Genomic DNA, 10,842 nt, shown 5'->3' with positions numbered 1-10,842 from the left:
GCCCACCCTCGACACATGGGCCGTTCTGCAAGGAGTCGACGCCAAGGTCGCCTGGCACCTGTACCTGATGGCTCAGCCCATCGGTCTTCCCGAGAAGATGATCCGCGCAGTCGCTCCGGAGTTCTTCGGCTCATTCCTGGACGCATGGGACCCCAGCGGCACGACTTTCACCCCTGAGGAGCGCGCCTACTACATCGACAGCTCGATCGCCGCGATCGACTCCATCGTGGCCGACTACCGGGCCACCGCGAGCATCGATCTCGAGATGGATCGAGCCAACCGTGAGCATGGCGCGCAGCTCGCGATGCCGGTCGGCGTCATCTCACAGGACTGGGGCTCCCAGCTCGGCTTCGACGCAGCATCGCTGTGGCGGGCCTGGGCGCCGGACCTTACCTACCAGCCGACCACATCCGGGCACTTCATGGTCGAAGAGAACCCCGACGAGATCGCCACCTTCATCGCCACCCTTGCGACGCGCCTGAGCACGCGGAACCACTGATCGCACCCGTATCACCGCACCGAGGGGCCCGCCACCCTTGGCGGGCCCCTCGACCTGCCGAAGGGACGCCCTACCCCACCCAAACGCAGCCCTGACCCCGCGCCACCGCCTGAAGGTGGCTCGCCTGGTCGTCGAGGACGGTTGGCCGGTCAATGAGGTCGCCGCTCGGTTCCAGGTGTCGTGGCCGACCGTGAAGCGGTGGGTCGGCCGCTACCTGGCAGGCGAGCCCATGCATGACCGCTCGTCCCGGCCGAAGTCGTCTCCGAACAAGACGTCCAAGGCTGTGTCGAAGCGGTGCGTGACCTTGCGAATGCGGTTGCGGGAAGGGCCCGTTCAGCTCGCAGCGCGGCTCGGGATCGCGCCATCGACCGTGCACCGCATCCTCACCGCGGCGCGGCTCAACCGGCTGTCACACGTGGACCGCGCCATGGGCGAACCGATCCGACGCTACGAGCACCCACACCCCGGATCGCTTGGACACGTCGACGTGAAGAAGCTCGGGAACATCCCCGACGGCGGCGGCTGGCTCTACGTCGGCCGCGCATGGGAAACGCACGTGCTTTGAGGCAGCAGTCCACCGCGAGGGCAAGAAGCCGCTGGTCGCAAGGTTCGGCGGCATCCCGCTCAAGCGGCACAAGACGGCGGTCCTCACCGACTGCCTGAACACCGGGCCCGTCTACTCGAACAAGGAGCTGATCCGACGGCTCACCAAGGGCGGATGCGAGCTCTGCGACCGCTCGGACGGCATCCAAGTGCACCACGTCCGGCGGCTCGCCGATCTCTCCTGGCTCGGTCGGCCTTCGCCCGAATGGGTCCAGGTCATGGCGAAGATCCGACGCAAGGCCCTCGTGGTCTGCGGCGACTGCCACGACCAGATCCACGGGCGCCCTGCGTCATCGCTCACGCAGTAGATCGCTGGAGAGCTGGGTACTCGGAAACGGGTCCGCCCGGTTCGGTGGGAGGCCGAACGGAAAGGGCCAACCCGCACGGGACTGGCACCTCGCTGTTCGGCCGACCCTACCCGCACCATGGCCGACGGATGGGCCTACGCCCGCTGCTACGCCTCAGAGAGGCCTTCGAGGATGCTGAGTGCAGAAATTAGCGGTAGCGACCTGGGACTTCTTGGTCGACTGTGACCATCGTCGTCATGCCGGTCGTCGCGCCGGTGGCCGAATCGGGGGCGGAGTCGGGCCGGCCGGGGAAAGCGCGACGGACACGGGCGTCCTCTACGGTGTCGTCATGGTGGATATCGCTCCGCGAGTGCGTTCGTCCTCATCGAGTTGATGTTCGGCTGGTGATGGCTTCCTCGATCCGCTCCACTGCGGTGATGGCACCGAAGCCGAGCAGGCGTACCAGATGGGTGTCGTTGGCGGAGGTCGTGGTGCGCCATGCGGTGACGTCCGCTTCGGTGATGTCGTGTGGTCTGAGAGCGGCCAGCAGCGCGAGTTTGGCGGCGGGTCGGTCGGCTTCGGGAAGCCTGGTCAAGCGTTGTGTCAGCCACGTGCCATGCGAAAGCGGGCCGGTGGCGGTGGGTTCGGCGACCGTGGCTCGGAGAAGGTTCTGGCTTTGCTCGCCCAGGAGCGCGGCGCCGTCGGCGGCCGCGCTGCGCAGGGCGGCGTACGCGGCCCCGATCGGGGTGTCGCCGGCCCAGGCCGGCCGTGACGCCGTTGGGATGCCGGCCAGTAGCGGCAGGCTGTCACCTCGGGCGAGTTCCTGGTGGACGGTGCGGGTGTAGGCCATGGCTCCGACCCGGCGTACCGACCGTGCTCGTTGCAGATTGCCGGGGAGCAGTTGCTCGTCGGTGAGCGTGGAGAACATGCGGTTGATGAAGTGGGTCGACAGGGCCGTGCCGATGTATTCGGCGGCGAGCTCGGGCTGGAACGGGGGGGCCGCCAGATGTGCCGGGTCGAGGGTTCGGGTGGCCTTCGCCCAGGTCGCCAGCGCGGCGTGGTGAGGGTTGGTCGGGTCTCGGTCGTTGAGCAGGTCCTCGGCGAGTTGGTGTTCGCCGAGGGCGTGGATCAGGATGGTGTGCGCGTCGATGCAGAACCGGCACCGGTTGGCCTGTGACACGGCCACGGCCACGACTTCCTTGTCGGTGCGGGGTGCGAGTCCTGCGAGTTCCGACTCGCGCAGCACGGCCCAGGCTGCGGCGTGCAGTTCGGGCGCCGGAGACAACATCATGAACGCGACCTGCCCGAAGTCGGCGGTCGATTGGGCGTACACCTCGGCGACTCGACCGGTGGCTGATCTTCTGGGCACAGGCACGACGTGGCGGACGGACATGCTGAACTCCTGGGTGGTTGAGGGATGACGTGAGTTGTCTCGGTGGCTCGGTCAGGTTCGGATCGGTGTCTTGGGGCCGTTGCCGATCGCGCGGGCGATCCGCCGCGCCTCGATGGGAAGCCGGCGGAGACTGCCTTCGATCGCCGGTTGGTATCCGATGAACCAGAGTCCCGTGGTGGGCCGGTGCTTGCCCGCGTCACGGTGGGGACGGCCGTCGTGGTCGAGAACGTCGAGGTGTCCGACCAGATCGGCGAGGCCGGGGTCGTAGCCGGTGGCGGTCAGCACCATGTCCGGTTGTAGCCGGGCGCCGTCTCGTAACACGACATCGTGGCCGTCGAGGTGGTCGACGACGGTGACGACGCGCAGCCGGCCGGCGGTGAGATGCCCGACGAAGCCTTGGTCGATCGCGATGGTGACCCCGGTGGTACGCATGCGCTCGAACGGGCCTTGCCTCGGGGTGGGGAGTCCGTGGGCGCGTAGGTCGCCGAACGCGTGGTGCGCCACGGCGTGGGTGAGGCGGTCGCGGATCGGCTCTGGCAACAGACGCAGCGCGAGGGTGAGCGGGTGCAGAGGGACGCCGTACAGGTGCCGTGGCAGGATGGTCGGTGAGGTGCGCACCGACATCCACAGCTGTTGGACGCCCGCGTCGACGAGGTGGCCGGCGATCTCGACGCCGGAGTTGCCGGCGCCGACGAGCAGGACACGGGCGCCGGCGAGGTCGGCGGCGCGGCGCAAGGTGGCGACGTGCTGGATCGGCCGTTGGAAGCCCGCGCGCCCGGGCCAGTCCGGCATGGTGGGGACGCGGTCGTGGCCGGTGGCGACGATGACGTGCCGGCTGTGGTGGTGGCCGTCGTTCGTCGTGATCTGCCAGCCGCCGGCCACGGGGTCGATCCGGCGGGCTTGAACTCCGCAACGTACGTGGAGTCGCGTGTGCCGGGTGAAGCGTTCGAGGTAGTCGATGTAGTCGTCCCGGGCGACCCACCGGCCGGCGCGTCTGGGGATGGGCAGACCGGGCAGGTTGGAGAGCCAGCGGATGGTGTTCAGGCTCAGGTCTTGGTGGCGGTGACGCCAGGAGGTGCCCACCGCGTCGCCCTGCTCGAGGATGACCGGGTCGATCCGGCGCCGCCGCAGTGCGGCCGCGGCCGCCAACCCGGCCGGACCGGCTCCGATGATGACGACGGCCGGGGTCACGACGCTCGCCCGGAGCCTGGTGCGGTGAGCCTGGTTCGGGCGAGCAGGGCGAAGCCGAGCGCGTACAGGCCGGCGCCGATCACTTCGAGGATCTGGACGAACGGCGAACGCGGGCCGGCCGCGAAGATGAGCAGGCCGCCGAGCCAGTAGGTGAGCGCGCCGATGCCGAGCAACAGCGCGCACCAGCGGGCTCCGCCGCGGGCGAGCGACGTGGCGAGGATGGCGTACCCGGCGGGGAAGAGCAGCAGCCCAGGCAGCACGAACAACGCCCCACCAGGGCTGAGATCGGCTGACGTGTGGACCAGTTCGGGCGCGAATCGGGCGGTGACCGGGTTGTGGGAGCCGTCGTAGACGATCAGCGCGAGCCAGGCGAGGACGCCGGCCAGCGCGGCGTGGTGCGCCGACAGGCGGCGAGCGGGGGTCAGCCTCGCCAGGGCGACCGCTTGCAGGGCCAGGCCGATGGCCTGGATGGCGTGGGTGATGCCGTATCGGTCAACGACGACAGCAATGCCATGGCCGTCGCGGGCCGGGTGCAGGATCGTGCCGAGCAGGAACAGGACGGCTCCAGCGATGGCGGTCGTCATGGTGACCGCGGAGCTGCGGGTGTTCAACGGTGTGGCCTTTCCGCCGGGCGGGCGACCGGTGTCGCCAAGGGGTTCGGGCGCAGCAGGGCGAGGGTGAGAAGGCAGCCGAGGAACGCGAGGGCCGCCGCGGCGGCGAAGCCGGTTCGCAGTCCGGCCAGGTAGCCGGCCGTACCGGTAACCGTGGAGGCCAGGACCAGGATGGCGGTTACTCCGAGGCCGGATCCGATGCGTTGGGCGGTGTTGACGATGCCGGCGGTCACCCCGGCATCGGCTTGGTCCACGGCGGTGACAGCGGGCGCGGTGACGCCCACGAACGAGGCGGGCAGGCCGACGCCGAGGATCAGCGCGGCAGGCAGCACATGGGGGAGATAGTCCACGGCGGCGGGCAGTGTGGCGAACCAAGCCAGCGCGAGGGCTTGCAACGCGAGTCCGCCCGCCAGCAACGCAGGGGCGCCGAAGCGCTTGACGGCGGCCGGGATGACGGTTCGGGAGGCGATCAGCCCGGCCACCGCGACCGGCAGGACCGCCAGGCCGGACCGCGTGGGACTGTAGTGCTGGGTGTTCTGCAGGTAGAGGGCGAGCAGCGCGAACGCCGGTACGTGGGCCGCGCCGACCAGCGCGTTGACGATCGCGGAGCCGGTCACCTGGCGGATCCGGAACAGCCGGAGCGGCATGAGCGGCGCCTCGGCGCGCGCCTCGGCGGCGACGAAGCCGGCGAGCAGCACCAGCGCGACCGCCAGCAGGATCGCGGCCGATGTCCAGGTTCCGGGGTCGGCGAGCGCGCCGGCGGCGTACCCGAGCAGCAGCAGGCCGGTCGTACCGAGGACGGCGCCGGGCAGGTCGAGCCGCTTGGCGGGACGTGCACGGTGCGGCGGGTCGGCGGGCAGCAGTCTCCTGATCAGCGACAGCGCCACCACGCCCACGGGCAGGTTGAGCAGGAATATCGACCGCCAGCCCAGCCCGTCGGTGAGCAGGCCACCGGTCGCCGTGCCGATGGCGGCGCCGGCCGCGCCCATCGCTCCCCAGACCGCGAACGCCCGGCGATGGGCGGCCGGCTCGGTGAACGTCCGCGTCAGCAGGGCCAACTGGGCCGGGACCGTCACGGCGGCGCCGATGCCCTGCGCCGCGCGTGCGGCCACCAGCATCCACGGGCTGCCCGCTGATCCGGCCAGCGCCGATGCGGCGGTGAACAGGGCCAGCCCGCATGCGAAGACCCGCCGCGCGCCGAGCAGATCGGCCGCGCGTCCGCCGACCAGCATGCACCCGCCGAAGGCCAGCAAGTACGCGTTCGTGACCCACGCCAGTCCCGCCTCGTCCAGTCGCAGGCCGGCGCTGATGCTCGGCAGCGCGATGTTCACGACCGTGGTGTCCAGGAAGACCACCAGCTCCACCGCAGTGATCAACACCAGCGCGGCCGTGTGACCCGTCATGGTGCGGTTGCCCATACATCACCTCTTTCGCTAGAGCGACACTCCAGCGAAGATTGCACTAGAGTGGTGCTCTAGTCAAGCTGAGGAGATCGCCGGTGACACGACCCAAGTCCGGAGTGCGCGCGACCAAGACGGCCCAGACCCGCGCACGCATGCTCGCCGCCGCCCGCGAGCTGTTCACCGAACGCGGCTACACCGCCACGAGCATGCAGGCCATCGCGACCCAAGGCGGCGTGGCCGTGCAGACGCTGTACTTCACCTTCGAGACCAAACGCGCGATCCTCAAGGAGCTGCTCGACGTCGAGGTGGCCGGCGACGACGCCCCGGTCGCCACGCTCGACCGGCCGTGGGTCGCCGAAGCTCTCGCCGCGCCCCCGCCGGAGCTGCTGCGCCGGCTCGCCGAAGCCACCGCCGACATCCATGCCCGGGTGGCGCCGCTGCTGGAGGTCGTCCGCTCGGCAGCCGCCACGGACCCGGAGATCGCCGAACTGTGGCGCACCAACATCACGCAACGGCACACGGTCCTGGCCGTGTTCACCGGCGCCCTGGCCGCCAAGAACGCGCTGCGCGCCGACCTCAACGCACTTCGCGCCGCGGACACGGCCCTCGCCGTCCTGGCGCCGGAGACCTACCACCTGCTCACCCGTCACCGGGGCTGGAGCAACCCCGTCTGGGCCGACTGGGCGGCCCGGACTCTGATCGACACTCTGCTCGCGCGACCCGAATGACTAGTGTCATGCTCTAGCAAATACAGGAGGTTGGTCTGATGTCTGCGTCGAGCCGGCCGACGCCAATGTCGCCGAGACCTGCCTGTCCCGCGGCATCCACCTGGTCGATGTCGGCGCCTCCGACCACCTGCTGGCCAGGTGGAAGACCTAGCCGACCGGGCCGCCGTCAGCGGGGCGACCGGGGTCCTCGGCGTCGGCCTCGCGCCAGGACTGACGAACCTGCTCGCCCGGCGCGTACACGAATGTGTCGGCGGCGCATCGACATCACCGTGCTGCTCGGTGCCGGCGAACAACACGGCGCGGACGCGGTGGCCTGGACCGTGGCCCGACCCGCCCGACCCGCCCGACCCGCCCGCGGCGATACGCCATGCCCGGCTACGGCCGCCGCATCGCCCACCCCTTGGACTTCTCCGACCAGCACAGCCTGCGACGGACCCTCGGCGTGCCGGCGGTCACCACCCGGATGTGCCTCGACTCCGCGTTCTCCACCACACTGTCGGCGAGCCTGCGCCGGCTCGCCGTCTTCCGCGTCAACCGGCGCCCCGCACTGCGCCGTCTCATCACCGCCGCGCTGTCGCGGGTGCACATCGGAGGCGACGGCTTCGCCGTCCGCGTCGACGCGGTCAACAGCGACCGGCACGCCGCGCTCGCCCTCACCGGCAACGGCCAGAGCCGCGCCACCGCCCTCGTCGCCGCACACGTCACCCGCACAGTCCTCGCCGGCACGCTGCCCACCGGCATCCACCACATCGACCAGCTACCGGCCCTGGCCGGCATCCCCGAGCAACTGGCCGCACACGGCATCCTCCCGCACATCATGCCGGGCTGACAGAGGGCGAAGCACTTCCTGACCGGGGACCGGTTGACGGTCTTGAGAGCTGGGGTGTGAGCAGCCGTAACCCCACCAGCAGGTCGCGAGCGAGGTCCGCGCATGGGCGTCTCCGCCCACCGCGGGGCCGTGCCGACTCAACCCCCTGGACATCAAGCCGAACCTGGCCGAGTTCGCGCCCGCCGATCGGCATCCGGCGTAGGCGTGCCGTCTCATGCGCGAGCACGACCAGACTCGATCAGGATTGGCGGCGGCTGCGGTAGGCGGCGGTCTTGGCGCGAGCCGTACATGCCGCGCTGCAGTAGCGACGCGAGGCGTTGCGGGTCAGGTCGATGTAGACCGCCTCGCACTGGTGCGCCTCGCATGGTCCGAAACGATCGGGGCCGTAGCCGTCCACGATGAGGGCGAGCGCCGTGGCGAACTCGCCGCCCAGCGCCTCCACCGGGGTGCCACCCGAACCGTGGAAGTGCAGGTGGAACGGTTGGCCGACGTCCTCGGCCAGGTACGGTTGCGCGCCGTATTTGCGGATCATGGCGTTGATGCGGGCGGCCTGGTCCGCCGGATGCTCGGCCAGCAGCGCCTGTCGCAGTTCGGCGCCCAGCTCGGCCAGGCGCCGCCCCGCGTCCGGGACCGCGCGCAGGGCCGCACCCGCGTGATCACTGAGCTGGGCGGCGAACGTCAGGGCCAAGTCCTCGCCTGCCGGTGGCTGCACCGAGGCGCCACCCCGCCAGCGCGCCGTGGCCAGGTTGACCAGCTCGGCGATCAGCGGAGCCTGCCGGGTTACGTTACAGGCTATTTGCACTTGACTAGTAACACCCCTTCTGTGTGTCATAGGCAAAATCCAGTTAGATAGTAACGGAGTCGCCGGCCTTGCTCACGCCCTATCGACGCCTGCTCGCCCAGCCTGGCGTCCCACACCTGCTCGTCACCGGGTTCATCGTCAAGCTGGGCACGCCCGTGCTCAGCCTCGCCCTGCTGCTGGCCGCCGTCGACCGGCTCGGCTCGTACGCCGACGCCGGCCTCGTCCTCACCGGACACGCGCTGGCCCTGGCCCTGTGCGCGCCATTCGGCGGGCGCATCGCCGACCGGTACGGCCCCCGCCCGGCACTGACCGGCTACCTGGCCGCCCATGCCCTCGCCTACGGCCTCCTTCTCCTGGCCTCGCCTGCGCTGATGATCGGCGCCGCGGTCCTGCTCGGCGCCACCACCCCGCCCGCCGGATCGGTCGTCAGAGGCGCCTGGCCACGCCTCGTCCCCGCCGCCTCCCTGCCCGCCGCCTACGCGGTGGACAACGCCGTCAACGAGCTGACGTTCATCGCCGGCCCCCTGCTTGTGCCGGTCCTGACCCTGGCCGTTCCGGCCCAGGGCGTGGTCACCGCCGCCGGCGCCGCCGTCCTGCTCGGCACCGCGCTCCTCCTGACCTCCTCCGCGGTACGGCGAGCAGCGCCCAGCCCACAGAGCAGGCTCCGCCTGGCCGGGCCGCTCACCCACCGGCCTACGGTCCTGCTGCTGGCCATCGCCGCCTTCGGCACCTTCACCTTCGGCTGCCTGCGCATCGCCACGGTCGCCTCGGCCACCACCTTCGGCTCAGCGGCCGCCGCCGGTGTGCTGATGGGCCTGCTGTCGGCCGGCGCTCTCCTCGGCACCCTCGGGTACGGCGCGCGGACCTGGCCCGTCACCGGCCGGCGCGGGCTCGTCCTGCTCTCGCTCGCCGAGGCGGCAGTCCTGCTCGGCGGAGGCTGGGCGCCCGGCTTCGTGACGCTCGCCGTACTGGTCACCTTGATCGGGTTGGTGACGGGGCCGCGCGACGCGGTCGTGCCGGCCCTGCTCGCCGACCACGCCCCCGCCGAGTACCGCACCGAGGTCTTCGCCTGGCTCAACACCTTCATGTGGGTCGGCTACGGCCTGGGCACCGCCGTAGCGGGCCGGCTCACCGGTCCCCATGACACCGGCGCCCTCGCCTTCATCGCCGCCGCGGCCGCAGCCGTGGCCGGCGCGATCCTGGCAGCCGTCGCCACTCGGATCGCCTCGCCTCTGCCGACACTCTCCGCGGTGCCGGCCGAAGGCCCTTCTCGTGAAGCTGACCACGTAGCTGACAACTGAGACCAAGACAGGGGCCGCAGGTGTGTCCAGCGCGGGCGCGAGACCTGGCCCGTACACCACGTGGCCGCGCCTGCTCCCACGCCTGGCCGTCCAGCAGCCGGGCTCGCGGATCGCTCCACCGCTCCGAGCCCCCGGCGAACACATCGCGCCGGCGCAGCGCGGTGTGCAGGCGCATGAGCGCGCACAGCACGAACGCGGCCGGCCGAGTGCGCCGGATCCAGGCCGAGCTGCTCGGCGACGAACCCACCGCCTCAGGCGGAACGGCCAGCGGGTCGGTCAGGAACACCACCAGCATGCGTACTGTGCCCCACTGCACGGCCCCACCGAGCTTCGTGGCCGGACGCCGCTTCGACGCCAGCGCATCCAAGGCACTGCGATCCAGCCGGAAGAACTGCTCCAGCTCCGCAGACGAGGGCTCCTCGGGGAAGCGGCCATGGAGGGCGATCTGCTCATCAGAGAGAGATCCGCAGGGCATGGCCCAGGAACGTAGGCCCAACGACCCACCCGAACGAGGGCCGTCATCGAAACCGGCACGAAGATCAACTCCCTACCGCTGATTTCTGCACCCAGCCTCCTCGAAGGCCGAGACCGAACGCAGAAAATGCGCGCCTCCGGCGTCGCGGTCACCCTGGTCGTCCACGAACACAAGCGGCTCGGTCGCGGCCTGGCCCTGGCCGAGCTCGCCGAACAGCTGCGCACCTGCGACGTCGGCCTGGAGTTCCTCACCGGCGAGCTGCAAGGAACCCACGACCCGTCCGGCGTGGTGTTCACCGTGCTCGCGGCCCTGTCGGGGACGGAACGCGAGTACATCCGCGACCGCACCCTGGAAGGTCACTAGTCCGCCCGCAAGAACGGCAAGGCCATCGGCGGCGCCGCCGTCACCGATGAGGCCATGCTGTCCATGGCCCTGCATCTGCGCGACCAAGACCTCAGCCTCCGCGAGATCGCCTCCCGCCTGGACATCACCCAGGGCGCCAAGAGGGGCGGGCACCCCTCCCCGGCCACCGTCATGCGCATGCTCCGCGACCACGACACCAGCATCACCGAGCTGGGTGCCGACGATGCGAAGCAACGGCCGTAGTCCCTGGCCGGTACCCGAGCCGCGAACTTTCCTTGGCGTCATGATCCAACACCGTGATCAAACCGGGACCTCGGTCGGAGACTCCTGCGTTACCGCAGGTCACACGCAACTTCG

Annotated in this window: 11 protein-coding genes and 3 pseudogenes; 8 read left to right on the top strand and 6 right to left on the bottom strand. The window is 70.6% G+C overall.

All coding sequences use genetic code 11. From position 1 onward, the window contains the following. From AB0J46_RS25795 to AB0J46_RS25785, 3 genes and pseudogenes are all read left to right on the top strand, one after another. Positions 1-499 (top strand): annotated as a pseudogene (locus AB0J46_RS25795) (alpha/beta hydrolase); the annotation flags it as partial. A gap of 37 nt (positions 500-536) precedes the next feature. Continuing rightward, positions 537-1,037 (top strand): annotated as a pseudogene (locus tag AB0J46_RS25790) (helix-turn-helix domain-containing protein); the annotation flags it as partial. A gap of 58 nt (positions 1,038-1,095) precedes the next feature. Continuing rightward, on the top strand, positions 1,096-1,410 hold the full coding sequence (locus AB0J46_RS25785) for a hypothetical protein (protein ID WP_364336178.1): 315 nt from the start codon (positions 1,096-1,098) through the stop codon (positions 1,408-1,410). Between the two features lie 361 nt (positions 1,411-1,771). Here AB0J46_RS25785 and AB0J46_RS25780 read toward each other — a convergent pair whose 3' ends face one another. The 4 genes from AB0J46_RS25780 to AB0J46_RS25765 are packed head-to-tail and all read right to left on the bottom strand — an operon-like array spanning position 1,772 to position 6,002. Then, a complete protein-coding gene (locus AB0J46_RS25780; RefSeq protein WP_364336159.1) occupies positions 1,772-2,782 on the bottom strand; it encodes a carboxymuconolactone decarboxylase family protein in 1,011 nt (336 codons plus the stop codon). A 51-nt stretch (positions 2,783-2,833) separates the two neighbouring features. Next, the gene (locus AB0J46_RS25775; RefSeq protein WP_364336157.1) at positions 2,834-3,973 is read right to left on the bottom strand and encodes an NAD(P)/FAD-dependent oxidoreductase; all 1,140 of its coding nucleotides are present in this window, start codon (positions 3,971-3,973) and stop codon (positions 2,834-2,836) included. Then, the gene (locus AB0J46_RS25770) at positions 3,970-4,584 is read right to left on the bottom strand and encodes a hypothetical protein (RefSeq protein ID WP_364336155.1); all 615 of its coding nucleotides are present in this window, start codon (positions 4,582-4,584) and stop codon (positions 3,970-3,972) included. The genes AB0J46_RS25775 and AB0J46_RS25770 overlap by 4 nt, the downstream gene beginning before the upstream one ends. Further along, the gene (locus AB0J46_RS25765; RefSeq protein WP_364336153.1) at positions 4,581-6,002 is read right to left on the bottom strand and encodes an MFS transporter; all 1,422 of its coding nucleotides are present in this window, start codon (positions 6,000-6,002) and stop codon (positions 4,581-4,583) included. The genes AB0J46_RS25770 and AB0J46_RS25765 overlap by 4 nt, the downstream gene beginning before the upstream one ends. Positions 6,003-6,082: 80 nt before the next feature. Here AB0J46_RS25765 and AB0J46_RS25760 point away from each other — a divergent pair, with 80 nt between their 5' ends. Both AB0J46_RS25760 and AB0J46_RS25755 read left to right on the top strand, forming a co-directional pair. Then, positions 6,083-6,715: a helix-turn-helix domain-containing protein gene (locus AB0J46_RS25760; RefSeq protein ID WP_364336151.1), complete on the top strand. Its 633-nt coding sequence runs from the start codon at positions 6,083-6,085 to the stop codon at positions 6,713-6,715. A gap of 367 nt (positions 6,716-7,082) precedes the next feature. Continuing rightward, positions 7,083-7,544: a hypothetical protein gene (locus AB0J46_RS25755; RefSeq protein WP_364336149.1), complete on the top strand. Its 462-nt coding sequence runs from the start codon at positions 7,083-7,085 to the stop codon at positions 7,542-7,544. Between the two features lie 238 nt (positions 7,545-7,782). Here the strand turns inward: AB0J46_RS25755 and AB0J46_RS25750 are convergent, their stop codons facing one another. Further along, positions 7,783-8,346 carry a CGNR zinc finger domain-containing protein gene (locus AB0J46_RS25750; protein WP_364336147.1) on the bottom strand — a complete coding sequence of 188 codons (564 nt, stop codon included), beginning with the start codon at positions 8,344-8,346 and terminating at the stop codon, positions 7,783-7,785. A gap of 68 nt (positions 8,347-8,414) precedes the next feature. On the opposite strand from AB0J46_RS25750, the gene AB0J46_RS25745 reads away from it, so the two are divergent. Next, positions 8,415-9,647, top strand: coding sequence for an MFS transporter (locus AB0J46_RS25745; RefSeq protein WP_364336145.1), 1,233 nt, complete (start codon positions 8,415-8,417; stop codon positions 9,645-9,647). Between the two features lie 256 nt (positions 9,648-9,903). Here the strand turns inward: AB0J46_RS25745 and AB0J46_RS25740 are convergent. Then, positions 9,904-10,122 (bottom strand): annotated as a pseudogene (locus AB0J46_RS25740) (DUF4158 domain-containing protein); the annotation flags it as partial. 45 nt (positions 10,123-10,167) lie between these two features. Here AB0J46_RS25740 and AB0J46_RS25735 point away from each other — a divergent pair. Together AB0J46_RS25735 and AB0J46_RS25730 are read left to right on the top strand one after the other, a co-directional pair. After that, positions 10,168-10,485, top strand: coding sequence for a recombinase family protein (locus AB0J46_RS25735; RefSeq protein WP_364336176.1), 318 nt, complete (start codon positions 10,168-10,170; stop codon positions 10,483-10,485). A 54-nt stretch (positions 10,486-10,539) separates the two neighbouring features. Further along, the gene (locus AB0J46_RS25730; protein ID WP_364336143.1) at positions 10,540-10,728 is read left to right on the top strand and encodes a hypothetical protein; all 189 of its coding nucleotides are present in this window, start codon (positions 10,540-10,542) and stop codon (positions 10,726-10,728) included. Positions 10,729-10,842 lie beyond the last annotated feature (114 nt).

Origin of the sequence: Nonomuraea sp. NPDC049758, from assembly GCF_040674635.1 — a bacterium.
In the GTDB taxonomy this organism is placed as follows: Bacteria; Actinomycetota; Actinomycetes; order Streptosporangiales; family Streptosporangiaceae; genus Nonomuraea.
The sequence above is the reverse complement of the archived record's forward strand: the minus strand, read 5'-3'. Positions and strand labels throughout refer to the sequence as shown.

Bases quoted from the DNA above. Each gene is read 5' to 3' on its own strand.
- AB0J46_RS25780 (WP_364336159.1), bottom strand. From the start codon at position 2,782: ATGTCCGTCCGCCACGTCGTGCCTGTGCCCAGAAGATCAGCCACCGGT.
- AB0J46_RS25765 (WP_364336153.1), bottom strand. From the start codon at position 6,002: ATGGGCAACCGCACCATGACGGGTCACACGGCCGCGCTGGTGTTGATC.
- AB0J46_RS25755 (WP_364336149.1), top strand. From the start codon at position 7,083: ATGCCCGGCTACGGCCGCCGCATCGCCCACCCCTTGGACTTCTCCGAC.
- AB0J46_RS25730 (WP_364336143.1), top strand. From the start codon at position 10,540: ATGCTGTCCATGGCCCTGCATCTGCGCGACCAAGACCTCAGCCTCCGC.